Here is a 24,440-nt window from a genome sequence, read left to right as displayed (position 1 = left end):
GGCAGGCATGCAGCCTACCGGCCGCGCCGTCCGGCCCCCGGCGGACGAGCCGCCCCCTCCGCACCGCCCTCCGCCCCCTCCGCGCACATCGCCGCACCGCTCCCCGCACCGCTCCCCGCACCGCTCCCCGCGCCGGGCAACGCGCCGGAAACGTCTCGGGAGCGCGCGGGGAACCCTGGTGCCCTTGACTGGTCCTGCGTCCTGAGTGAAGACTCCTTCAACAGTTCGTTGAATTCGCTGGTACGTCCGGAAGGGCCACGCGTGTCCGATGTGAACCTGGTGCTGCGTTCCACCCGCGTCGTCACCCCCGAGGGCGTGCGCCCCGCCTCGATCGCGGTCGCCGGTGCCACGGTCGCGGCCGTCCTGCCGTACGCGTGCGAGGTGCCGGCGGGCGCCCGGCTGGAGGACGTCGGGGACGACGCCGTACTGCCCGGTCTCGTCGACACCCACGTCCATGTCAACGACCCCGGACGCGCCGAGTGGGAGGGGTTCTGGACCGCCACCCGCGCCGCCGCCGCCGGTGGCATCACCACGCTGCTCGACATGCCCCTCAACTCGCTGCCGCCCACCACGACCCCCGCCCACCTGGAGACCAAGCGCGCGGCCGCGCGCGGCCGGGTCCATGTCGACGTCGGCTTCTGGGGCGGCGCGGTGCCGGACAACGTGAGGGACCTCTGGCCGCTGCACGACGCCGGGGTCTTCGGCTTCAAGTGCTTCCTGTCGCCGTCCGGGGTGGAGGAGTTCCCCGAGCTGGACCAGGAGCGGCTGGGCCGCTCGCTCGCCGAGATCTCCGGCTTCGGCGGACTGCTGATCGTGCACGCCGAGGACCCGCACGCCCTGGAGTCCGCGCCCCGGCGGGGCGGGCCCGCCTACGCCGACTTCCTGGCGTCCCGCCCGCGCGGCGCCGAGAACGCGGCGATCGCGGGCCTCGTCGCGCAGGCCGAGCGGCTCGACGCCCGGGTGCACGTCCTGCACCTGTCCTCGTCGGACGCGCTGCCGCTGATAGCCGCGGCCCGGCGCGCCGGGGTGCGGATCACCGCAGAGTCCTGTCCGCACTTCCTCACCCTCACGGCGGAGGAAGTCCCGGACGGGGCCACGGAGTTCAAGTGCTGCCCGCCGATCAGGGAGGCCGCGAACCAGGACGCGCTGTGGCAGGGGCTCGCCGACGGCACGATCGACTGTGTCGTCTCCGACCACTCGCCCTGCACCTCCGATCTCAAGACCCCCGACTTCGCCACCGCCTGGGGCGGCATCTCCTCCCTCCAGCTGGGACTCCCGGCGATCTGGACCGAGGCGCGCCGGCGCGGCCGGCCGCTGGAGGACGTCGTGCGCTGGATGTCGACGGCCCCCGCCGCGCTCGCGGGCCTGACCCGCAAGGGCGCGATCGCGGCCGGACGCGACGCCGACTTCGCGGTCCTCGCGCCCGAGGAGACCTTCACCGTGGACCCGGCCGCGCTGCACCACCGCAACCAGGTGACGGCGTACGCGGGCAGAACCCTGCACGGCGTGGTCAGGTCGACCTGGCTGCGCGGTGTTCCGGTCGTCCGCGACGGCGCCTTCACCGAGCCCGCCGGACGACTGCTCGAAAGGAACGAGTGAACGTGCCCGATACCCGGTTCACCGGTGACGCCCGGCCGTACGGCGGCGGCGACCCGTACGCCGACTACCGCGCCGCCGACTTCCCCTTCACCCACCTCACCGACCTCGCCGACCGGCGGCTCGGCGCCGGGGTGACGGCCGCCAACGACGAGTTCTTCGCCGAGCGCGAGAACATGCTCAGGCCGGAACCCGCCGCGTTCGAACCGGAACGCTTCGGCCACAAGGGCAAGATCATGGACGGCTGGGAGACCCGCCGCAGGCGCGGCACCGGCGCCGCGCGCCCGCACCCCGCCGACACCGACCACGACTGGGCGCTGGTCAGGCTCGGCGTCCCCGGGGTGATCGGCGGCATCGTCGTCGACACCGCGCACTTCCGGGGGAACTACCCCCGCGCGGTCTCCGTGGAGGCCACCGCGCTGCCCGGCACCCCGTCCCCCGATGACCTCCTCGCCGACGGGGTGGAGTGGACGGTCCTCGTGCCCCGTACGGAGATCGGCGGCCACGCGGCCAACGGCTTCGCGGTCGACGTCCGGCGGCGCTTCACCCATCTGCGGATCAACCAGCACCCCGACGGCGGGATCGCCCGGCTGCGGGTGTACGGCGAGGCCGTGCCCGACCCGGCGTGGCTCGGCGCCCTCGGCACGTTCGACGTCGTCGCGCTGGAGAACGGCGGCCGGGTCGAGGACTCCTCCGACCGCTTCTACTCACCCGCCGCCAACACCATCGGGCCCGGCCGCTCCGGCCGGATGGACGACGGCTGGGAGACACGGCGCCGCCGCGACCGGGGCCACGACTGGATCCGCTACCGGCTCGCCGAGCAGGCCGAGATCCACGCCGTCGAGATCGACACCGCCTACCTGAAGGGCAACGCCGCGGGCTGGGCCACGCTCTGGGTACGGGACGGTGCGCCGGAGCCCGAGCCGGATCCGGCGCCGGGAACACCGGCGGAGGAAGAGTCCGGGACCGGGGCCGGGACGGGCGGCTGGACCGAGATCCTGCCCAGGACCGCGCTCCAGCCCGATACGAACCACCGCTACGTACTGCCGGCCGGCGTGGTCGCGTCCGAGGCGCGGATCGACATCTTCCCCGACGGCGGGATCTCCCGGCTGCGGCTGTTCGGCTCCCTGACGGACCGGGGCGCGGAGCGGCTGGCCGCGCGCCACCGCGAACTGGGCGGCTGAGCGGCCGGGAAGGAGCAGGGGAGGAGCAGGGACCGGCACCGAAGTCGGCAACCCCGCGACTTTGGTACCGACCCCGCTCCGGCGCGCACCACCACGTCTCCCACCTGCGTAACTTGGTGGGCATGACACGCACGGACTACTCCTGGCTGCTGCCCTCGGAGATGATCTACCCGAGGGACCCCGAGCCGGCCGGAGACCACGACCTCGACCCCGGCCCCGACCGTGCCCCCGGCCTCGACCGTGCCCCCGGCCGGTACGGCGCGGCCCGGGTCCGGCCGCGCCGTACCGTGCGGGACTGGATCGTCGACACGTTCATGACGCTGCTCGCGGCGGGCATCGGGCTGCTGACCCTCCAGAGCATCCAGCAGACGGACAACTCCGATCCGGTCCTCTTCCTCGATATCGCCGGGACGGTGCTGGCCTGCTGCGGCCTGTGGCTGCGGCGGCGCCGGCCGGTGGAGCTGGCGCTCGTGCTGGCGGTGCTGAGCATGGTGGCTCCGGCCGCCGGCGGGGCCTCGGTGGTCGCGCTGTTCTGTGTGGCCGTGCACCGGCCGCTGCGGCCCGTGCTGATCGTCGGTGTGGTGTCGCTGCTCACCGGGATCGGGCAGGCGTACCTCCGCCCGGATCCGAACAGCTCGGTCCCGACCACGGTCATCGCCACCCTGGCCGTCATCCTGCTGTCGGTCGGCTGGGGCATGCTCGTACGGGCCAGACGCCAGCTGGTCGCGGCGCTGCGCGAGCGCGCGGTGCGCGCGGAGGCCGAGGCGGCGCTCCGTGCCGAGCAGGCGCAGCGGCTCGCCCGCGAGGAGATCGCCCGGGAGATGCACGACGTCCTCGCGCACCGGCTGACGCTGCTGAGCGTCCACGCGGGCGCGCTGGAGTTCCGGCCGGACGCTCCGGCGCCCGAGGTCGCCAGGGCGGCGGGGGTGATCAGGGACAGCGCGCACGAGGCGCTCCAGGACCTGCGCATGATCATCGGGGTGCTGCGGGCGCCCGGCGACGAGGGCGACCGGCCGCAGCCCACCCTGGCCACCCTGGACGCGCTGGTCGACGAGGTCGGGCAGGCCGGGATGGACGTCGCGCTCGACAGCCTCGTCGACGACCCCTCCGCCGTGCCCGCCGCCCTCGGCCGTACCGCCTACCGAGTCGCCCAGGAGGGCCTGACCAACGCCCGCAAGCACGCGCCCGGCAGCCGGGCGACCGTCGAGGTCGGCGGCGGCCCCGGGGAGGGGCTCACCATCGAGGTGCGCAACACCCCGCCCCCGGGCGAGGTCCCGAAGGTGCCCGGCTCGGGACAGGGGCTGATCGGGCTCACCGAACGGGCCGCGCTGGCCGGTGGCCGGTTCGAGCACGGGCCCACCGGGGACGGCGGGTTCGCCGTCCGGGCTTGGCTACCGTGGAGTCCATGACCACCAAGGCCATCAGACTGATCATTGTTGACGACGACCCGCTCGTTCGCGCCGGGCTCACCCTGATGCTCGGCGGCGCCGACGACATCGAGATAGTGGGGGAGGCGGCCGACGGCACGGAGGTGTCCTCCCTGGTCGAGCGCGTCGCGCCCGATGTCGTCCTGATGGACATCCGGATGCCCTCCATGGACGGCCTGACCGCCACCGAGGCGCTGCGCGCCCGCCCCGGCGCCCCCGAGGTCCTGGTGCTGACCACCTTCCACGCCGACGAACAGGTGGTACGGGCGCTGCGCGCGGGCGCGGCCGGCTTCGTCCTCAAGGACACCCCGCCCGCCGAGATCGTCGCGGCGGTACGCCGGGTGGCGGCCGGTGATCCGGTGCTCTCGCCCGCAGTCACCCGTCAGCTGATGACCCGGGTGGCGGGGGAGGGGACGGCGGCCGGGAGCCGCGGGAACAGCGCCGCCGACCGGCTCGCCGCGCTCGCCGAGCGCGAGCGGGAGGTCGCGCTCGCGGTCGGCCAGGGCCGGTCCAACGCGGAGATCGCCGCGAGCCTCTACATGAGCCTGCCCACGGTCAAGGCGCACGTCTCCCGGATCCTGGCCAAGCTCCGCCTCAACAACCGGGTGCAGATCGCCCTGTTGGTGCATGACGCGGATCAGGCCGCCGCGGCCGGATCCGCTCGCGGCCGGTGGAGCGTGCGGGGCGGCGACGTAGGCTGATCCGATGGCTGTTATCGAACTGGCGGACTACGGACCGGACTTCAACGTCAACCCCTACCCGTACTACGCGAAGCTGCGGGAGACGGGACCCGTCCACGAGGTGATCTCCCCGGACGGCAGACAGTTCTGGCTGGTCGTCGGATACGAGGAGGGGCGCGAGGCCCTCGCCGACCCCCGGCTCTCCAAGGCGCTCGACACCATGGGGTACGAGTCGGCCGACGAGGCCATCATGGGCCCGCACGTCCTCGTCCTCGACCCGCCCGACCACACCCGGCTGCGCAAGCTCGTCGCCCCCGAGTTCACCGGGCGCCGGGTGGACCGGCTGCTGCCGCGCATCCAGCGGATCACCGACGAACTCCTCGACGCGATGGGCCCGTCGGGGCACGGCGACCTGGTCGACGCGCTGGCCTTCCCGCTGCCCATCACCGTCATATGCGAGCTGCTCGGCGTCCCGCACGCCGACCGTGACACCTTCCGCGCCTGGACCAACGAGATCGTCGCGCCCACGACCCCCGACGGGGCGCGGGTCAACACCATCGAGCTGTGCGCGTATCTCGACGAACTCATCGAGGACAAACGGGCGGCCGGTCCCAGCGACGATCTGCTCTCCTCGCTGCTGCGCACCAGGGCGGAGGACGGCGACCGGCTGTCGGCCGCCGAACTGCGCGCGTGGGCCTATGTCCTGCTGATCGCCGGACACGAGACCACCGTCAATCTGATCGCCAACGCGGTACGGTGCCTGCTCGCCCACCCCGACCAACTGGCCGCGCTGCGAGCCGACTTCGGGCTGATCGACGCGGCGGTCGAGGAGACGCTGCGGTTCGAGGGCCCGGTGGAGAGCAGCACCGTACGGTTCACCCGCGAGCCGGTCACGCTCGGCGGGGCGGAGATACCGGCGCAGCGCACCGTCCTGGTCTCGCTCGCCTCGGCGGACCGCGACCCGGCCCGCTTCCCCGACCCCGACACCTTCGACATCCGCCGGTCGGCGACTCCCGGGCGCGGCCCCGGCCATCTCGCCTTCGGCCACGGCATCCACTTCTGCGTGGGCGCTCCGCTGGCCCGGCTGGAGGCCCGGATCGCCCTCCGCACGCTGCTGGAACGCTGCCCCGATTTGGCGCTCGACCCCGAGGCCGGGGCGTACGACTGGCTGCCGGGGCTGCTGATCCGCGGGGTGCGCACGCTCCCGGTGCGCTGGTAGCCGTACGGCGTCGGCGGCCCGGTGGCCCGGCGACCCGGAGGTCCCGGCCGGCCTCAGCCGCCCGGGATCTCCGCCAGACTCACCGGGCGCCGCTCGCGCCGCGACAGCTCGCACGCCTCCGCGATGCGCAGCGCGTGCAGCGCCTCGCGGCCGTCGCAGGGGTTCTCCAGGGTGCCGGTGACGACCTGGAGGAAGGCGTCCAGCTCGGCCTCGTAGGCGGGGGCGAACCGCTCCAGGAAGCCGGGCCACGGGTTGTCGCAGGGCGGCGGGCCCTTGGGCTCGGTGGAGGTGATCGGCGTACGGTCGTCGAGGCCGACCGCGAACTGGTCCAGCTCACCGGCCAGTTCCATCCGTACGTCGTAGCCGGCGCCGTTGCAGCGGGTCGCGGTGGCGGTGGCCAGCGTCCCGTCCTCCAGGGTGAGTACGGCGGCGGCGGTGTCGATGTCGCCCGCCTCGGCGAACATCGCGGGCCCCGCGTCCGAGCCCGTCGCGTACACCTCCACCACCTCCCGCCCGGTGACCCAGCGCATGATGTCGAAGTCGTGGACCAGACAGTCGCGGTACAGACCGCCGGACAGCGGCAGATACGCGGCGGGCGGCGGCGCCGGGTCCGAGGTGATCGCCCGTACGGTGTGCAGCCGGCCGAGCCGTCCCGACCGTACGAGCTCGCGCGCCATGGCGTACCCCTCGTCGAAGCGGCGCATGAAGCCCAGCTGGAGCACCGTGCCGGCGGCCTCGACCTCGCCCACCGCGCTCAGGGTGCCCGGCAGATCCAGCGCGATCGGCTTCTCGCAGAAGGCGGGCAGCCCGGCCCGCGCGGCCCGGCTGATGAGGTCGGCGTGGGCGGAGGTCGCCGAGGCGATCACCACGGCGTCCACGCCCCACGAGAAGATCTCGTCGACGGAGGGGGCCGCCGTCGCCCCCGTACGGTCGGCCACGTGCGCGGCCCGCGCCGCGTCCGTGTCCGCGACGACCAGGGAGCCGACCTCCCGATGACGGCTGAGAACGCCCGCGTGGAAGGTGCCGATACGGCCGGTGCCGATGAGTCCGATGCGCATGGCCCCAAGGTGTTCACAGGGCACACACGCTGTCAAGCAATTGTCCGGACAACCTGACTTCCCGGCTTCCCGTCAACATGGCATGCGACTACGCTCGGCGCGTGCCCCCTCAGCCGAGATCATCCCGACCCGGACCGGAGACGGCCGGAAGCGAGACGGCCGGACCGCAGACCGCCGGACCCGAGACAGACAGTGCCCCGCCGCCCGCGCCCCCTTCGTCCCCGCCGCCCGAGCCCTCACCGCCCGAGCCCGCGCAGCTCCAGCTCGGCGTCGACCGCACCAGCCCGGTCCCGCTCTACTTCCAGCTGGCCCAGCAGCTGGAGGCCGCCATCGAGCGGGGCGGACTCGCGCCGGGCAGCCTGCTCGGCAACGAGATCGAACTCGCCGGCCGGCTCGGCCTGTCCCGCCCCACCGTCCGCCAGGCCATCCAGTCGCTCGTCGACAAGGGGCTGCTGGTGCGCCGCCGGGGCGTCGGCACCCAGGTCGTGCACAGCCAGGTCAAGCGCCCGCTGGAGCTGAGCAGCCTCTACGACGACCTGGAGGCGGCCGGCCAGCGCCCCGCCACCCGCGTCCTGCGCAACACCGTCGAGCCCGCCACCGCCCAGGTCGCCGCCGCGCTCGGCGTGCCCGAGGGCGCCGAGGTGCTGCTCGTGGAACGGCTGCGGTACGCCCACGACGAACCGATGGCGTTCCTGCGCAACCGGCTGCCGGTCGGGCTGTTCGACTGCGACACACGGCGGCTGGAGTCCACCGGGCTCTACCGGATGATGCGGTCCGCCGGGATCACCCTGCACAGCGCCCGCCAGTCGGTCGGCGCCCGGGCCGCCACCGCCGAGGAGGGCGAGCTGCTGACGGAACCGTCCGGAGCCCCGCTGCTCACCATGGAGCGCACCACCTTCGACGACACCGGCCGGGCCGTCGAGTTCGGCTCGCACATCTACCGGGCCTCGCGCTACGCCTTCGAGTTCCAGCTCCTCGTACGCCCGTAGCCGGCCGGCGGCCCCCGGCCGGGCGTCCTTCCGGGGACTATCCCGTACCCGATGGGTTACGTGGGGATGTCCATGACCGATACTTGGGCGCCGGGCCGGGTCTGTACGAGCCCCCGGCCGCTTCCAGGACTACTTCAAGAAGGGCACGGCGTCGTGGCAACGGTTCGGACAGGGGTACGCGCGATGCGCGCGGTGCTGGCTGCGGTCCTCGGGGTATCGGTCCTCGCGGGATGCAGCAGCACCGGCGGCAAGCGCGCCGAGGAACGGGCCCAGCGGGCCGCCGAGGGGCGGGCCGCGGTGAACACACCCCGCTGGACCGTGGCCATGGTCACCCACTCGGGAGACGGCGACACCTTCTGGGACATCGTCAAGGGCGGCGCCAAGCAGGCGGCAGTCAAGGACAACATCAAGTTCCTGTACGCCAACAGCGACGAGGGCCAGCAGCAGGCCCAGCTCGTCCAGTCGTACATAGACAAGAAGGTCGACGGGCTGATCGTCACCCTCGCCAAGCCCGACGCCATGAAGGACGTCGTCACCAAGGCCGTCAAGGCGGGCATCCCGGTGATCACCGTGAACTCGGGCGCGGCGGAGTCCAAGAAGTACGGCGCGCTCACCCACATCGGCCAGGACGAGTCCATCGCCGGTGAGGCCGTCGGCGAGGAGCTGGACGAGCGCGGCAAGAAGAAGGCCCTCTGCGTCATCCACGAGCAGGGCAACGTCGGTCACGAGCAGCGCTGCGCCGGTGCCAAGAAGACCTTCGGGGGCACCATGCAGAACCTCTACGTCGACGGTACGAACATGCCCGACGTCCAGGCGTCCATCGAGGCCAAGCTCCAGACCGACAAGAACATCGACTCCGTCGTCACCCTCGGTGCCCCCTTCGCGGACGCCGCCGTGAAGGCGAAGCAGAACGCGAACAGCAAGGCCGAGATCGACACCTTCGACCTCAACCCCAAGGTCGTCTCCTCCCTCAAGGCGGGCACCCTCGGCTTCGCCGTCGACCAGCAGCCCTACCTCCAGGGGTACGAGGCCGTCGACCTGCTCTGGCTCTACCGCTACAACGCCGACGTCCTCGGCGGCGGCCGCCCCGTCCTGACCGGCCCGCAGATCATCACGGAGAAGGACGCCGACGCGCTCGCCGAGTACACCAAGCGGAGCACCCGGTGAGCGTGACCGCACCCCCCGCCGGCGACGAACGCCTGCTGCGCACCTCACCGCTGCGCCGGCTGCTCGGCCGGCCCGAGCTGGGCTCGGTCGTCGGCGCGGTGGCCGTCTTCCTCTTCTTCGCGGTCATGGCGGACTCGTTCCTCCAGCTCTCCAGCTTCGGGACGGTCCTGTACGCGGCCTCCACGATCGGCATCATGGCCGTCCCGGTGGCCCTGCTGATGATCGGCGGCGAGTTCGATCTCTCCGCCGGTGTGATGGTCACCAGCTCCGCCCTGATCTCCTCGATGTTCAGCTACGAGATGACGGCGAACGTCTGGGTGGGCGTCGGGGTGTCGCTGCTGGTCACGCTGGCCTTCGGCGTCTTCAACGGATTCCTGCTGACCCGCACCCGGCTGCCCAGCTTCATCATCACGCTCGGCACGTTCCTGATGCTCACCGGCCTCAATCTCGGCGTGACGAAGCTGATCAGCGAATCGGTGTCGACCAAGACCATCGGCGACATGGAGGGCTTCGCCTCCGCCCGCGCGGTCTTCGCCTCGCAGCTGTCCCTCGGCTCCATCGACCTGAAGGTCACCATCCTGTGGTGGGCCGCCCTCGTCGCGCTGGCCACCTGGATCCTGCTGCGGACCCGCTTCGGAAACTGGATCTTCGCGGTGGGCGGCAACGACGACGCCGCCCGCGCGGTCGGCGTCCCGGTGGTGCGGACCAGGATCGGGCTGTACATGGGCGTGGCCTTCTGCGCCTGGATCTCGGGCCAGCACCTGCTGTTCTCGTTCGACGTCGTCCAGTCCGGCGAGGGCGTCGGCAACGAGCTGATCTACATCATCGCGGCCGTCATCGGCGGCTGTCTGATCACCGGCGGCTACGGCTCCGCCATCGGCTCGGCGGTCGGCGCGTTCATCTTCGGCATGACCAGCAAGGGCATCGTGTACGCGGAGTGGGACCCGGACTGGTTCAAGTTCTTCCTCGGAGCGATGCTCCTTCTGGCCACCCTGCTCAACGCCTGGGTGCGCAAGCGCGCGGAGGCTTCCCGATGACCCTGGTCGAACTCGACGACGTCAGCAAGTACTACGGCAACGTGCGCGCGCTGGAAGGCGTCTCGCTGGAGGTCAACGCCGGCGAGATCAGCTGTGTGCTCGGCGACAACGGCGCCGGGAAATCCACCCTGATCAAGATCATCGCCGGGCTGCACCGGCACGACGCGGGCGTCTTCTCGATCGACGGCGAGCCCACCTCCCTGGCCTCCCCGCGCGAGGCCCTGGACCGGGGCATCGCCACCGTCTACCAGGACCTCGCCGTCGTCCCGCTCATGCCGGTCTGGCGGAACTTCTTCCTCGGCTCCGAGCCGACGAAGGGCGCGGGTCCGTTCAAACGGCTCGACGTCGCCCTGATGCGCGAGACCACCCGCACGGCGCTGCTGGGCATGGGCATCGACCTGCGCGACGTCGACCAGCCGATCGGCACCCTGTCGGGCGGTGAGCGCCAGTGCGTGGCCATCGCCCGCGCCGTCCACTTCGGCGCGAAGGTCCTGGTCCTGGACGAGCCCACGGCGGCCCTCGGGGTCAAGCAGTCGGGTGTGGTGCTCAAATACGTGGCCGCCGCGCGTGACGCGGGACTCGGAGTGGTCCTCATCACGCACAATCCTCACCACGCGTATCTCGTCGGTGACCGATTCGTGCTGCTCAAGCGCGGCGTGATGGCCGGGAGCCACACCAAGGACTCGATCACCCTGGACGAGCTGACGCGCCAGATGGCGGGCGGTTCCGAGCTGGAGGAGCTGAGCCACGAGCTGGAGCGCGCCCCCGCCCCGCCCGTCCCCGGCGGCCCGGCGGCCGGCGGGAACCCCGAGGGCTGAACCGGCGTCCTGTCCTTCCGTAGGACGCTCCGTACGACCCTGTCGTACGACCCGCTGTGCGGCCCCCGACGGGCCGCACAGCGAACCCGCCCGCCCCGGATGGCACAATCTGGCAGGGCGGACACCGTCCGCCGCCGCTGCCCGTCCGGGCCAGCCGGCCCCCGACCCGCAGGGACGACACGACTCGTGCGAGCACCCAGCCGCCGCCCCACTCGGTACGGCAAGACTGAGCCGACGGCCACGAGGGGGACGCGCCGATGAGCACCTACCGCGACTTCGCCCACCGGGGCACCGCGCGCGCCACCGTCCTGCGGACCGTGGGCACCCGGGAGCGCCGCTCCCTCCTCACCGCGCCCCGGGTGCCGACCGTCGGCATCGACATCGGCGGCACGAAGGTGATGGCCGGCGTCGTCGACCCGGACGGCAACATCCTGGAGACGCTCAGGACCGAGACGCCGGACAAGTCCAAGAGCCCCCAGGTCGTCGAGGACACCATCGTCGAGCTGGTCCTCGACCTCTCCGACCGGCACGACGTGCACGCCGTCGGCATCGGCGCGGCCGGCTGGGTCGACGCGGACCGCTCGAAGGTGCTCTTCGCCCCGCATCTCGCCTGGCGCGACGAGCCCCTCAGGGACGCGCTCTCCTCGCGGCTCGCCGTCCCGGTGATGGTCGACAACGACGCCAACACGGCCGCCTGGGCCGAGTGGCGCTTCGGCGCCGGGCGCGGCGAGGACCATCTCGTCATGATCACGCTCGGCACCGGGATCGGCGGCGCCATACTGGAGGACGGCCAGGTCAAGCGCGGTAAGTTCGGCGTCGCCGGCGAGTTCGGCCATATGCAGGTCGTCCCCGGCGGCCACCGCTGCCCGTGCGGCAACCGCGGCTGCTGGGAGCAGTACAGCTCGGGCAACGCCCTCGTACGGGAGGCCAGGGAGCTGGCCGCCGCCGACTCCCCGGTCGCGTACAACATCATCGACCGGGTCAAGGGCAACGTCCAGGAGATCACCGGACCGCTCATCACCGAACTCGCCCGTGAGGGCGACGCCATGTGCGTCGAGCTGTTCCAGGACATCGGCCAGTGGCTCGGCGTCGGCATCGCCAATCTGGCCGCCGCGCTCGACCCGTCCTGCTTCGTCATCGGCGGCGGCGTCAGCGCCGCCGACGATCTGCTGATCGGCCCCGCCCGCGACGCCTTCCGCCGTAACCTCACCGGCCGCGGCTACCGCCCCGAGGCCCGGATCGTCAAGGCGCAGCTCGGCCCCGAGGCCGGCATGGTCGGCGCCGCCGACCTCTCCCGGCTGGTGGCCCGGCGCTTCCGCCGCGCCAAGCGCCGCCGCGTGGAGCGCTACGAGCGGTACGAGCGCTACGCGCAGGCCATCCGCAACCCGCGCACGCCCCAGGACCCGGCCTCATGACGCTGGGAAGCGTGCGCGACAGCGCCGTGGCGGGAGCCGGGGGTACGGGCGACGGGGGCGGCGGCGAGATCCCCGGCCCCGGTCCCGGCCCCGGCGGCCGGCCGCCGGAGGACCGGCGGCACCGCAACCGCCGCCGCTGGCTGACGGCCATCGTCATCGTGCTGCTCATCGGCATCCCGGCCGGCTATCTGGTGATCTCCGCCGGGCAGAGCCGCGACAGCGGGCGCGACAAGGAGCTGGAGTCGTCCGCCACCGGCCTCCAGCAGCTGCGCCCGTCCAAGATGAAGCGGCGCGTCTTCGAGGTGCCCGTCCCGGCGGGCGCCACGGACGTGCGCTACTACGAGACCAGCAACTGGCGCACCAGCCGGCTGTACGTGCAGTTCGACGTCACCTCCGGGCGGCTCGACACCTTCCTGACCGAGCTGGGGACCACCCGTTCCGCGCTCAAGGACGGCTCTCTGACCATCGCCCCCCGTGACCGGGACGTGGTCGGCTGGAACTTCGGCATCCCCGGCCACGACTGGGCGGGCCTCAGCCACCGGCAGGAGAGCCCCCGGCCCAGCCAGGACGTCGTGGTGGACCTGACCGACCCCGGATTCCCCCGGGTGTTCGTCGTCTCGTCCACCACGCCCTGAGGCACGCGGGCCCCGCGGCCGCGGCCGGCGGTGTTTGCCGCCGCTGTCTCCGGGCACCTGACCGTATGACCCGTAACGACCCGTACGACTCGATTTATCACCCTCCGGAGTCGAACGTGAGCGTCGCCCGTGCGCCGGGCATTCCCGAGGCGCCCCTCTCCGGCGTGATCCGGGGGGTTCGCGGAAGGAGCGGCATGAACAGCGAACGACTCACCGAACTGGCGCAGCAACTGAGGGTCGACTCGGTACGCGTCGCCGACACGGCGGGGTCCGGACATCCCACCTCCTCGATGTCCGCCGCCGACCTCATGGCGGCCCTCCTCGCCAACCACCTGCACTACGACTGCGACCACCCCGAGCACCCGGGCAACGACCGTCTGATCTTCTCCAAGGGCCACGCGTCGCCCCTGCTGTACTCCATGTACCTGGCGGCGGGCGCGATCGACGAGGAGGAGTTCCTCACCTACCGGACGCTGGGCAGCCGGCTCGAAGGCCACCCCACCCCGCGGCTCCCCTGGGTCGACGTGGCCACCGGCTCGCTGGGCCAGGGGCTGCCCGTCGGCATCGGTATGGCGCTGGCCGGACAGCGGCTCGGCCACGTCCCGTACCACGTGTGGGTGCTCTCCGGCGACAGCGAGATGGCCGAGGGCTCCGTGTGGGAGGCGATCGAGCACGCGGGCGACCAGCATCTCGACTCGGTGACCCTCGTCATCGACGTCAACCGGCTGGGCCAGCGCGGACCCACCCGCCACCAGCGTGACCTGGACGCGTACGGCCGCAGGCTGCGCGCGTTCGGCTGGCACACCGTCGAGATCGACGGCCATGACATGGACGCCGTGGACGCCGCCTTCGGCGAGGCGAGGTCCACCCCGCGCCGGCCGACCGCCATCATCGCCGGCACCCGCAAGGGGCGCGGTGTGCGCTCGGTCGAGGACCGCGAAGGCATGCACGGCAAGCCGCTGCCGGACGCGGAGAGCGCCATCGAGGAGCTGGGCGGCCGTCGCTCCATCCGGGTACCGGTGGCCAAGCCCGCCGAGCCGGGGACGACCCTGCGCACCGGGCGCACGACCGAGCCCGTCGAGCTGCCGCGCTACGACGTGGGCGACGAGGTCGCCACCCGCGACGCCTACGGCAGGGCGCTCGCCGCCCTCGGCACGGCCCACGAGGACGTCGTCGTACTCGACGGCGAGGTCGGCGACTCCACCCGCGCGGAGTTCTTCGCCAAGGAGCACCCCGAGCGGTACTTCGAGTGCTACATCGCCGAACAGCAGATGGTGGCGGCGGCCGTCGGCATGCAGGCGCTTGGCCTGTCCCCGTACGCGTCGACCTTCGCCGCCTTCCTGACCCGCGCCCACGACTTCGTGCGCATGGCGGCCGTCAGCAGGGCCTCCCTCACCGTCGTGGGCTCCCACGCGGGCGTCGCGATCGGCCAGGACGGCCCCTCCCAGATGGGCCTGGAGGACATCGCGATGTTCCGCGCCGTACCCGGCAGTACGGTGCTCCACCCCTGCGACGCCAACCAGACGGCACGACTCGTGGAGACCACGCACGAGCTGTCCGGGGTCCGCTATCTGCGCACGCTCCGGGGCAGTACCCCGGTCATCTACGGGCCCGACGAGCGGTTCCCCATCGGCGGCAGCAAGACACTGCGCCGTTCCGACGGGGACCGGGTGACCCTGATCGCCGCAGGGACCACCGTCCACGAGTGCGTCGAGGCCGCGGACGCGCTCGGCCGCCAGGGCATCCCCGTGCGCGTCATCGACCTCTACTCGGTCAAGCCGGCCGACGAGACCGCGCTCCAGGCGGCCGCGGACGACACGGGCTGTCTGATCACGGTGGAGGACCACCATCCCGAGGGCGGGATCGGGGACGCGGTGGCCGAGGTCTTCTCCGACGGCCGTCCCGCGCCCAGGCGCCTCGTCCGGCTGGCCGTGGGGAACGTGCCGGGCTCGGCGACACCGGAGGAACAGCTGCGTTCCGCCGGTATCGACGCCGAGTCGGTCGCCGCGGCGATCCGGCTCCTGGTGGAGAAGATCATGGTCTGACGCGGGGAGCGGCCGCCCGCCGCCCGGCCGCCCGTCCCGCGTGCTCACCGGTTACGGGCCGCCGCGCACCGCCTCGGCCCGCTCGCCCCGCACCGTGTCGACGAACGCCGCCGGGTCCCCGGGCAGTTCGTCGCCGCGCCACGCCACATGACCGTCGGGGCGGACCAGCACGAAGGCGCGCTCGTAGAGCTTGGCGACCTCCGCGCCGCCCCCGCCGCGCACGGTCAGCGGCACCCCTCGCTCGGCGAACGCCCGCTCCACACCGGCGAGTTCGGTGCTTCCCTCAAGTCCGCCGTGCTCGGCGAAGCGCAGCAGGACGAACCCGCGCCCGAACAGGTCGAGCGTGGAGGCGGTGGCGTCCCACCACGCGTGCGCGGCCCGGTAGCCCGGCTCGCTGCCGGGCCGCCAGCCGGCGTCCGGCCTGCCGCGGCGCACCGGCACGCCGGGATCCTCGATGACGGCGGGGGATCGGTAGCGCTGCCCGAAGTGGATCTCCGGGGCGTCGAACTCCCGCTGTGCGCCGCCGCTCTCCAGCCGCTTCGCCATCTCCGCACGGGCCCGTTCGCCCTCGGGCCCGTCCAGATGGATCTCCGGCGGCACCTGTCTGCGCATGGTGCGCTGAAGGTTGAGGTTGGCCTCCTCCAGGCTCGCCAGCGCGATCGGTCTGCGCTCGGTCTCGTACGTGTCGAGCAGGTGGCGCCCGGCCCAGCCGTCCAGCGTGGCGGCGAGCTTCCAGCTCAGGTCCGCGGCGTCACCGATGCCGGTGTTGAGCCCGAAGCCGCCGGCGGGCGCCAGTGTGTGCGCGGCGTCGCCGGCGAGGAAGACGGGCCCGGCCCGGTACCGGTCGGCGACCCGGTGGGTGAGATGCCACGCGCCGTCGCTCAGCAGCTCCACCGGGGTGTCGAGGGCGAGGGCGGCGCGGATCAGCGCCAGCGCGTCGCCGCCGCCGGCGTCGCCGTCCGCGCTCACCACCAGGTTGTACAGGTCGCTGCCGTTCAGCGAGCGCATGGGGAAGCGCAGTGTGGACGAGAGCATGAGGAAGTGGACGAGGGCGGCGCGGTCGCCGAGCCGCTCCTTCAGCTCGGGGGCGCGGAAGAGGATGTTGCGGAAGACCTGCGTACGGTGGCGCGCCGGGGCGCCGATGCCGCAGGCCGCGCGGATGGGGGAGGCGGCGCCGTCGCAGGCGACCAGGAACCGCGCCCGGATGCCGCCGGTCGTGCCGGTGGCGTGGTCGGTGAGGGTGGCGTCGACATGGCCGTCGGCCCGCCGCACGCGGTCGATGGTGGTACGGAGCCGCAGCGGACCGTCCGGGTGGACGCCCACCGCCCGCGCCAGCACCGGATTCAGCCAGTGCGCCGGGCACATCTGGTCGGGCTCGGGGGTGTGCGCGAACGCCGGGCGGTTCCCGGCCGTTCCGCGCCGGTACCGGAAGACCTCGTGGCCGCCGACCCTGGTCACCCAGGCGATGTCCAGGGGGTGGTCGGCCGGCCATCCGGCGCCGCGGACGGCGTCCGCGACACCCCAGCGGCGGAACAGCTCCATCGACCGCGGACCGATCGTGCTCACCTTGGGGTGCCGGACGGTTCCGTCACCGGCGTCGGCGACCACGCAGCCGATCCCGCGGTACGCCAGGTCCAGCCCCAGCGCCATCCCGACCGGGCCGCCGCCCACGATCAGCACGTCGGTCCGCTCTCCGGAACGTGTCATGTCGCCCCCGCCCTCTCGCCGTCGGTCCCGCTCATGGGCGTTCCGCGATGACCAGGAGGCAGCCGAAGTCGTCGACCCCCGCCAGGTCGGACGGCCGGAAGGCGTCGTCGGTGAAGTCGAAGTTGCCCTCGTTCATGGCCGCGGGGCGGTCCTCCGCCGTCGCCACCTTGGCCAGCTCCTCGGCGAGGCGCAGCGTGGTCTGCTCCGTGATGTCGAGGATGCCGCGCAGCCGCAGACCGGACCGGTGCAGCAGCGCCACGTAGTCGTCGATGTCGGCGGTGGTGGACATCAGGTCGCGGCAGAACTTGTCGATGCCGGGGTGCCGTACCGCCTTGCGCGGGTGGCGCTCGAACACGTCGGTCAGGACGATCCGGCCGCCGGGGACGAGCACCCGGGCCACGTCGGTGAGCACCTGCTGCCGGTCCGGCATGTGGCAGAGCGACTCCAGGGCCATCACGGCGTCGAACGACCCCTCGGCGAAGGGGAGTTTCATCGCGTCGCCGTGCTGGAACACGGCCCGGTCGGCGAGCCCGGCCTCGTCCGCGAGCCGGTTGGCGGTCTTGATCTGTTCCTCGCTGATGCTGATGCCGGTGACCCGCGCGCCGGTGTGCGCGACGACCCGCAGACCGGGACCGCCCACCCCGCAGCCCAGGTCGAGGACGTGGGACGAACCGTCCACCTTCAGCCAGTCGGTGAACACATCGGTGAGCCGGTCCATCGCCTCCTCGATGGTGGCCCTGGAGTCCGGTGTGTCCCAGTAGCCGATGTGCACGTTGGGGTTGAAGCTGCCGTCGTGCATCGCGCTCAGGGTCAGCCGGTCGTACAGCTCTCCGACGGCTCCCGGTACGGGCAGGGTCCGGGTGGATTCGGTCATGGCAACGGCCTTTCGGTTCGTGGTGCGGGACGGTGGTACGAGAACGGCGGTACGGGAGGGTGGTGGTCGGGCGCGGCGGTCAGCCGCGCGGGCCGGGGGGCCGGGCGTCCGCGACCCCCGCGGTGTCCGGGAGCCGTCCCCGCTCGATCTCCCGGCACCGTTCGTAGTCGGGCAGCAGGCCCCGCTCCCGCGCCTCGGCGAGCGTGAGCGCCGCGCGGTCCCGCGCGGAGAGGACCGGCTCGCCGGCGGTGAGGGGCAGCCCGAGCGCCGGATCGAGGACGGACAGGGCGAGTTCGTGCTCCGCGACGTAACTCCCGGAGAGCATGTACGACATGACGGTGTCGTCCTCCAGTGCCACGAACGCGTGGCCCACTCCCACCGGGAAATAGCTCGTCCGGTGGTCCCGCTGGTCCATCAGCACGCTGTCCCACGCGCCGAACGTGGGCGAGCCGACCCTGATGTCGACCACGATGTCCAGGGCGCTGCCGCGTGCGCAGTAGACGTACTTCGCGGTACCGGGCGGCGTCGCGGTGTAGTGGATTCCCCGCACCACGCCGCGCCGGGACACACTGTGGTTGGTCTGCGCGACGCGGAAGAGGGGGGCGCCGTGCGCCTCGGTGAACGCCTCCTCCTGGAACGGCGAGAGGAACAGGCCCCGGTCGTCGGGGAAGACGCTGGGGGTGAATTCGAGTGCTCCCTCGACGGCGAGTTCGCGTACTTTCACATCGGCTCCCATGGCTCGGTGGACGGCGGGACTGGGTGTCACAGCGTGGTCAGCACCTCGCGCACCGCGTGGATGACCTTGTCCTGGAGGTCGGCGGAGAGCGCGGGATACATCGGCAGCGAGAAGATCTCGCCGGCCAGCGCCTCGGTGACCGGGAGCGAGCCCTTGCCGTACCCGAGGTGCGCGAAGCCGGTCATGGTGTGCACCGGCCACGGGTAGCTGATGTTCAGCTGGATGTCGTACGCCTTGAGGCGCTCGATGACGGCGTCGCGCCGGGGATGGCGCACCACGTACACGTAGTACACGTGCTCGTTGCCCGGTGCGGTGCGCGGGAGTTCGAGGCCGGTGCCGGCGAGACCGTCGGCGTAGCGCCGCGCGACGGCCCGGCGGCCGGCGATGTAGGTGTCGAGCCGCCCGAGCTTGCGCCGCAGGATCTCGGCCTGGACCTCGTCCAGGCGGCTGTTGTGGGCCGGGGTCTCCAGGGTGTAGTAGCGGTCGTCCATGCCGTAGTACCGCAGCCGCCGCAACCGGTGCGCCACGGACGCGTCCGAGGTGATCACCGCGCCGCCGTCGCCGTACGCGCCGAGGACCTTGGTCGGGTAGAAGGAGAACGCGGCCGCGTCACCGGTCGCGCCCGCCGGCGTACCGCCCTGCCGGGCTCCGTGTGCCTGGGCGCAGTCCTCCAGGACGACCAGGCCGTGCCGGGTGGCCAGCTCCTTCAGGGGGGCCAGGTCCACGCACTGTCCGTACAGGTGCACCGGGAGGAGGCACCGCGTGCGGTCGGTGATCGCCGCCGCCACCTGGCCGGTGTCCATGAGGAAGTCGTCCGCGCGGATGTCGACGAAGACGGGGGTGGCGCCGGTGGAGTCGATGGCGACCACGGTCGGCGCCGCGGTGTTCGACACCGTGATCACCTCGTCGCCCGGTCCGACGCCCAGCGCCTGGAGTCCGAGCTTGATCGCGTTCGTGCCGTTGTCGACTCCGACGCAGTGGCCCACCCCGTGGTGGGCGGCGAACTCCGCCTCGAACCCGCGCAGGCTCTCGCCGAGCACGAGCTGCCCCGAACCGAAGACCGTCTCTACGGCGTCGAGGATGTCCTGACGCTCGTTGTCGTACTCCGCCAGGTAGTCCCATACACGCGTGGTCATGTATCAGCCTTTCCGGAAATCGGAGGTGGTTGCCCTCACCGGCTCTCCTGTTGGTGCCGGGCCAGGGCGGCGACCGTGCGGCGCACCCCTTCGGGGAGCGATGTCCGGGGGCGCCAGCCGGTGGCGGCCCGGAACGGGGAGGAGTCGATGGTCACGCTGCGGAAGTCCGTCACGGGCGCGTGCGAGGGCGGACTGACGCACACCACGGGTACGGGGGGCCGCCCGGTGTGGTCGGACACGGTCCGGGCGACGAGCCGGAAGACGTCGCCGAGCGCGTCGCCCCGGCCGGCGCCGATCAGCCAGTGGCCGCCCACCAGCGGGTCCGGGTGGTCGAGCGCCGCCGTGAACGCCGCCGCCACATCGTCGACATGGACCAGATCGCGCCGTACGGTGCCGTCGTGCCACATGGTGAGCGTCTCGCCCGCCAGCGCCCGCCGCGCCATGGCGGACACGACACCGCGGTCGGCGGCGCCGGGCGCCGCGCTCTCGCCGAACACCGTGGGCAGGCGCAGGCTGATGCCGCGCACCCGGCCCTCGGCGGTGGCCTTCTTCAGGAGGTGTTCCGCCGTCAGTTTCTGCCGGTCGTAGGCGGTTTCGGGATGGTCGGGCTCGCTGCCGTCGAGCGGCTCGCGCGGCGGTGTGCCGACCTGCGAGGCGGCGCCGCCGTACACCAGCAGCGGGGGCGCCGCGCCGTCGGTGCCCGGCCGCAGCACGTCGAGCAGGTCCCGCATCACCCCCACGTTCACGCGCTCGGCGCTTGGCTCGCTCTCGGCCGCCCGCCACCCGCCGTCCGCCAGGAGCAGATGCACCACCGCGTCCGATCCCGCGACCGCCTCGGCGAGCGCCGCCCGGTCGGTGAGATCGGCGGTGACGACGGTGGTCCCGGCCGGGCCGGGGACCGGCTCGCTCGGCCGGCGCGCCACCGCCCGCAGCCGGATCGGACGGCGCGCCAGTGCGCGGATGACGGCCGAGCCCACGAAGCCCGAGGCGCCGAGCACGGTGATCAGCGGTCCGGGGGCCGCCGGTGTGCGCGTCATGTCACACCCCTTCCCGGGGACGCGTCGCCGTGGCGTTGAGGCAGGCCAGCAGGGTGCGGGCCTCGACGTTGAGATAGTGGCCGTGCCGGGTGAGGGCGCTGAGCTGGGCCGGGGTGGCCCACGTATAGCCGGGGGGCGGGTCGAGCGCGGCCTCGCTCCCGTCGGCGTCGACGGCGAGATACCGGTTCCTGGCGTTCAGGAACCGTCCGCCCTCCTCGGAGTGGACGGCCTGGTAACGGATGTGCGACGAGGGGGCGTTGAGGACGGCGTCGAGGAAGCGCGGACGGTTCTCCACCGGGAGGTGGGCGTAGTTGCCGGGCGTGCACTGAACGGTCGGGGCCAGCTCGACCGTGTCCAGACAGCCGCCCTCGGCCCGCGCGTGCACCAGCACGTGCCGTACCCCGTCGATCTCGCGCACGAGGAACGCCGCGATGCCCACGCCGACGGGTTCGAGCAACGGCTGTGTCCAGCTGACCACTTCGCGGTTGCCGGCCCGTACGGAGACGGCGGCGATCCTGAAGTAGCGGCCGTCCTCGTGCTCGATCGTCTCGGCGCCCTGCCGCCAGCCGCGCACCGAGGCGAGCGGAATGCGCCGGGCGCGCACGTCGTGACGGGAGCGCTCGCCGGTGAACCACGACAGCAACTGGACGTCGGAGAGCAGCGCGCCGGACGTCCGGTCGCGGGCCGGCAGACAGGACAGCACGGTCCTGGCATTCATGTTGATCAGGTCGTCCACGTGCAGCAGTTCGGCGATCTGGCCGAGGGTGAGCCAGCGGAAGTCGTCCAGTTCGGGGACCTCGTCGAAGGTCTCGACGATCATGTTGCGGTTGGACTTGTGGAAGAACCACGAGCCCTGCTCCGACTGGAGGACGTCGACGATGACACGGTCGGGGTCGGGCCGGAAGAAGGCGTCGATGAGCTTCACTTCCGTACCCCGGTGGGCCCTGGTGTAGTTGCTGCGGGTGGCCTGCACGGTCGGGGAGAGCTGCAACAGATTGGGCGTGCCCGGCTCCATCTTGGCCTGCATCAGGAAGTGCAGCACTCCGTCGAACTCCTTGGCCAGGATGCCCAGGATGCCGACCTCGGGCTGTCTGATGACCGGCTGCTGCCACTCCCGCCTGGGGCCGTCGCCGTGCGGGCCGTCGCGTTCCACCACATGCATCCCCTCGACGGTGAAGAACCGCCCGCTGCGATGCGTGAGATTGCCGGTGCCGCTCTCGAAGTGCCACTCGTCCAGCGCCGCGAACGGTACGCGTTCCACGTGGAAGACGTTGGCCCGGCGGCGCGCGGCCAGCCAGTCGCGCACGTCCTCGGTCCGCAGCCGCGCCCCGCGGCCGGTCGCGGCCGACAGAGCGAGACGGTCGGCCTGCTCGCGGTCCTCGCGCGGACGCACGGCGGTGGCGGCTGCGGCGGCGGGCGGTGGGATGAGACTGGAGGACATCGAAGGACTCCCTGTCTGCGGGGCATCGGAACGGAATCGGTGTGCGCCCGGCCGGCACGCGCCCGGCCGCACCCGTCGGATCAGGGCCGCCGCGCGGTGATCAGGACGTAGCCGGTGTGCGGGTGCTTCCCGAAGGTCTCCATCAGGTCGGCCGCCGCGTCGATGTGCTCCGCCGCGGCGGGGTCGAGTGAGGCGGCGAGCTGCCGGAAGGCGGCCGAGACATGCCCGTAACTGGGCCGTACCCGCTCGCTGATGTCCGTCATCTCCAGCAGCTGCCAGCCTGATTCCGCCAGGCGCGCGCGGTGCTCGTCGGGTGTGTTGATCCCGGCGATCTGATAGACGCGCAGCATGTCGTCGAGCAACGCCCTGTCGTGGCCGGTGAACGGCTGCCGTTGGCACTGATCGGCGATGACCAGCAGACCGCCGGGGCGCACGGCCCGGTGGATCCGTGCCAGGGCGGTCGCCTGGTCGGGCATGTGCAGCAGCGATTCGATCGCCCAGGCCCCGTCGAAGGAACCGTCCTCGAAGGGGAGGTCCATGGCGTCGGCGAACCGGAAGGAGACCCGGCCGCGCGCGGCGGAGCCGTCCGCCCGCTCCGCCGCCTGGGCGAGCTGCTGTCGGCTGACGGTGATGCCGGTCACGTGTACGTCGTGCGCTCCCGCGACGCGCAGCGCCGGATCGCCGTTGCCGCAGCCCACGTCCAGGAGCCGCTGCCCCGGCCGGAGGGCGAGCCGCCCGGCGACGAGGTCGGTGAGCCGGTCGGTGGCCTCGTCGATCGGGACGTCGTGGCCGTCGTCCCAGTAACCCACGTGGATGTTGCCGCCCAGGGCGGTCGTGGCGCCGGCGTCGGCGAACTGGTCGTACGCCTGGCCGACGGAGTCGGGGGCGGTGTCGGACTGCTGCGTCATACGTGCCTTCTTTTCGTGCGGTGCCGGTGGGCCGCCGCGGGTCACGGGAGGTCGGACAGGGTGAGGACCAGACGGGACGGCCCGTGGAAGACCATGTCGTCGGCGTAGTCGACCTGCTGGCCGCCGCCGCTCAGGCCGGGCAGGCCGTCCAGCAGCGCCTTCAGGCCGATCTCGGCCTCGGCGCGGGCCAGCGTCGCGCCGAGGCAGTAGTGGATGCCCATGCCGAAGCCCAGATGCCGGTCGGCGGGGCGGCGCACGTCCAGGTCGTCGGGGCGCGGGAAGCGCGCGGGATCCCGGTTCGCGGAGCCCAGCAGGGCGACCACGCGGCTGCCGCGCCGCACCTCGTACGCCCCGAGGCGGGTGTCCTCGTACGCCCATCGCGTCACCGCCTGCACCGGCGGATCGTGGCGCAGCAGCTCCTCGACCGCCCCCGGGGGCAGCTCGGGGGCGGCGCGCAGCTCGTCGAGGACCCTCGGGCGCGCCCGCAGCGCCAGCACCGCCTTCGCCAGGAAGTTGGTGGTGGTCTCGTGTCCGGCGGTGAGCAGGTGGACGCAGGTCCCCACGATTCCGTCCACGGTCAGCGGCGCGCCGCCGTCCCGGGCGCGGACGAGGAGCGTGAGCAGGTCGCCGCGATCGTCGCCGTGCCGTCGGCGCACCTCCCGCCGGAAGTAGCCGGCGAACTCCCGGGAGGCGGCCTCGGCCCGCGCGTAGCCGCCCGTGCCGCCCCGCGAGCGGGTGGTACTGGCCTCCTGGAGGGCCACCGCGTTGGCGCGCAGCCACGCGTGGTGCTCGCGCGGGATGCCGAGCAGTTCGGAGATGACGAGGACGGGGAACGGCGCGGCGAAGCCCTCGACGAGGTCGGCCTCCCGCTGCCGTCCGAGCCGCTCCAGCAGCTCGTGCGCGATCTGCGCGATACGGGGCCGCAGACCGGCCACGACCGAGGGCGAGAACTCCGTGCCGAGCAGGGAGCGCAGCTCGGTGTGGCGCGGCGGGTCCATGAACACCAGCCAGTTCTCGACGACGGCCCGCAGGGCCCGGTACTCGGCGGGCACCGGGACGGGCACCGTGCCGGGATCGCCGGACGCCACGCGCGCGTCCCGGCCGAAACGCGGCCCGGACAGCACCCGGACGACCTCGTCGTAGGAGAAGGCGTAGAAGGTCTCCGGCCCGCCCGTGCCCGGCGCTCCGCGATGGACGGGCGCGCTCTCCCGGTAGCGCCGGTACACCGGGTACGGGTCGGCGATGTCCTTCCTGTCCCAGCCCTTGAGGTCGAACCGCGGCAGTGTCGCGGATGGCATGCGGTCTCCTTCGGTTGGCGGTGTGGCGTCGCC

The 24,440-nt window shown here is 72.7% G+C and carries 21 protein-coding genes; 12 read left to right on the top strand and 9 right to left on the bottom strand.

Annotated elements, in window-relative coordinates:
• The first annotated feature begins 261 nt into the window (after positions 1 to 261).
• The 5 genes from allB (at position 262) to OG627_RS05800 (ending at position 6,106) form a co-directional block, all read left to right on the top strand.
• A complete protein-coding gene (allB, locus tag OG627_RS05820; protein WP_329062097.1) occupies positions 262 to 1,599 on the top strand; it encodes an allantoinase AllB in 1,338 nt (445 codons plus the stop codon).
• Positions 1,600 to 1,601: 2 nt separating this feature from the next.
• Positions 1,602 to 2,780 carry an allantoicase gene (gene alc, locus OG627_RS05815; protein ID WP_329062095.1) on the top strand — a complete coding sequence of 393 codons (1,179 nt, stop codon included), beginning with the start codon at positions 1,602 to 1,604 and terminating at the stop codon, positions 2,778 to 2,780.
• A gap of 122 nt (positions 2,781 to 2,902) precedes the next feature.
• A complete protein-coding gene (locus OG627_RS05810) occupies positions 2,903 to 4,189 on the top strand; it encodes a sensor histidine kinase (protein ID WP_329062093.1) in 1,287 nt (428 codons plus the stop codon).
• Positions 4,186 to 4,908, top strand: a complete 723-nt coding sequence (locus tag OG627_RS05805) for a response regulator transcription factor (protein WP_329062091.1) — start codon at positions 4,186 to 4,188, stop codon at positions 4,906 to 4,908. Before OG627_RS05810 ends, OG627_RS05805 begins: the two co-directional genes overlap by 4 nt.
• 4 nt (positions 4,909 to 4,912) lie before the next feature.
• Positions 4,913 to 6,106: a cytochrome P450 family protein gene (locus OG627_RS05800; protein ID WP_329062089.1), complete on the top strand. Its 1,194-nt coding sequence runs from the start codon at positions 4,913 to 4,915 to the stop codon at positions 6,104 to 6,106.
• 53 nt (positions 6,107 to 6,159) lie between these two features.
• Here the strand turns inward: OG627_RS05800 and OG627_RS05795 are convergent, their stop codons facing one another.
• Positions 6,160 to 7,164, bottom strand: coding sequence for a Gfo/Idh/MocA family protein (locus OG627_RS05795; protein WP_329062087.1), 1,005 nt, complete (start codon positions 7,162 to 7,164; stop codon positions 6,160 to 6,162).
• A 101-nt stretch (positions 7,165 to 7,265) separates the two neighbouring features.
• Between OG627_RS05795 and OG627_RS05790 the strand changes: the two genes are divergently transcribed.
• From OG627_RS05790 to OG627_RS05760, 7 genes are all read left to right on the top strand, one after another.
• Positions 7,266 to 8,153 (top strand): GntR family transcriptional regulator, encoded by an 888-nt coding sequence (locus OG627_RS05790; RefSeq protein ID WP_329062085.1) that lies wholly within the window; start codon positions 7,266 to 7,268, stop codon positions 8,151 to 8,153.
• A gap of 153 nt (positions 8,154 to 8,306) precedes the next feature.
• Positions 8,307 to 9,320, top strand: a complete 1,014-nt coding sequence (locus OG627_RS05785; RefSeq protein ID WP_443073420.1) for a sugar ABC transporter substrate-binding protein — start codon at positions 8,307 to 8,309, stop codon at positions 9,318 to 9,320.
• Positions 9,317 to 10,357, top strand: coding sequence for an ABC transporter permease (locus OG627_RS05780; protein WP_329062083.1), 1,041 nt, complete (start codon positions 9,317 to 9,319; stop codon positions 10,355 to 10,357). Before OG627_RS05785 ends, OG627_RS05780 begins: the two co-directional genes overlap by 4 nt.
• Complete coding sequence (locus tag OG627_RS05775) at positions 10,354 to 11,175, top strand: ATP-binding cassette domain-containing protein (protein ID WP_329062081.1); 822 nt, start codon at positions 10,354 to 10,356, stop codon at positions 11,173 to 11,175. The genes OG627_RS05780 and OG627_RS05775 overlap by 4 nt, the downstream gene beginning before the upstream one ends.
• Before the next feature lie 257 nt (positions 11,176 to 11,432).
• Positions 11,433 to 12,590 carry an ROK family glucokinase gene (locus tag OG627_RS05770; protein ID WP_329062078.1) on the top strand — a complete coding sequence of 386 codons (1,158 nt, stop codon included), beginning with the start codon at positions 11,433 to 11,435 and terminating at the stop codon, positions 12,588 to 12,590.
• Positions 12,587 to 13,225: a hypothetical protein gene (locus OG627_RS05765; protein ID WP_329062076.1), complete on the top strand. Its 639-nt coding sequence runs from the start codon at positions 12,587 to 12,589 to the stop codon at positions 13,223 to 13,225. The genes OG627_RS05770 and OG627_RS05765 overlap by 4 nt, the downstream gene beginning before the upstream one ends.
• 194 nt (positions 13,226 to 13,419) lie before the next feature.
• Positions 13,420 to 15,270: a transketolase gene (locus OG627_RS05760; protein WP_329062074.1), complete on the top strand. Its 1,851-nt coding sequence runs from the start codon at positions 13,420 to 13,422 to the stop codon at positions 15,268 to 15,270.
• 51 nt (positions 15,271 to 15,321) lie between these two features.
• Here the strand turns inward: OG627_RS05760 and OG627_RS05755 are convergent, their stop codons facing one another.
• The 8 genes from OG627_RS05755 to OG627_RS05720 all read right to left on the bottom strand — a co-directional run bounded on the left by OG627_RS05755 (position 15,322) and on the right by OG627_RS05720 (position 24,407).
• Positions 15,322 to 16,977 (bottom strand): FAD-dependent monooxygenase, encoded by a 1,656-nt coding sequence (locus tag OG627_RS05755; protein WP_329062072.1) that lies wholly within the window; start codon positions 16,975 to 16,977, stop codon positions 15,322 to 15,324.
• 31 nt (positions 16,978 to 17,008) lie between these two features.
• Positions 17,009 to 17,851 (bottom strand): SAM-dependent methyltransferase, encoded by an 843-nt coding sequence (locus OG627_RS05750; RefSeq protein ID WP_329062070.1) that lies wholly within the window; start codon positions 17,849 to 17,851, stop codon positions 17,009 to 17,011.
• 79 nt (positions 17,852 to 17,930) lie between these two features.
• A complete protein-coding gene (locus OG627_RS05745) occupies positions 17,931 to 18,575 on the bottom strand; it encodes a dTDP-4-dehydrorhamnose 3,5-epimerase family protein (protein ID WP_329072391.1) in 645 nt (214 codons plus the stop codon).
• A 38-nt stretch (positions 18,576 to 18,613) separates the two neighbouring features.
• The gene (locus tag OG627_RS05740; protein WP_329062068.1) at positions 18,614 to 19,723 is read right to left on the bottom strand and encodes a DegT/DnrJ/EryC1/StrS family aminotransferase; all 1,110 of its coding nucleotides are present in this window, start codon (positions 19,721 to 19,723) and stop codon (positions 18,614 to 18,616) included.
• A 35-nt stretch (positions 19,724 to 19,758) separates the two neighbouring features.
• Entirely contained in the window at positions 19,759 to 20,760 is a 1,002-nt protein-coding gene (locus OG627_RS05735; protein ID WP_329062066.1) for an NAD-dependent epimerase/dehydratase, read from the bottom strand.
• Position 20,761: 1 nt separating this feature from the next.
• On the bottom strand, positions 20,762 to 22,201 hold the full coding sequence (locus OG627_RS05730) for an NDP-hexose 2,3-dehydratase family protein (RefSeq protein WP_329062064.1): 1,440 nt from the start codon (positions 22,199 to 22,201) through the stop codon (positions 20,762 to 20,764).
• A gap of 80 nt (positions 22,202 to 22,281) precedes the next feature.
• Positions 22,282 to 23,109: an SAM-dependent methyltransferase gene (locus OG627_RS05725; RefSeq protein ID WP_329062062.1), complete on the bottom strand. Its 828-nt coding sequence runs from the start codon at positions 23,107 to 23,109 to the stop codon at positions 22,282 to 22,284.
• 41 nt (positions 23,110 to 23,150) lie between these two features.
• Positions 23,151 to 24,407, bottom strand: a complete 1,257-nt coding sequence (locus OG627_RS05720; protein WP_329062061.1) for a cytochrome P450 — start codon at positions 24,405 to 24,407, stop codon at positions 23,151 to 23,153.
• Between the last annotated feature and the right edge of the window lie 33 nt (positions 24,408 to 24,440).

The sequence above is a fragment of the Streptomyces sp. NBC_01429 genome (genome assembly GCF_036231945.1).
Taxonomy (GTDB): Bacteria; Actinomycetota; Actinomycetes; order Streptomycetales; family Streptomycetaceae; genus Streptomyces.
This window is presented reverse-complemented; position numbering and strand designations above follow the sequence as displayed.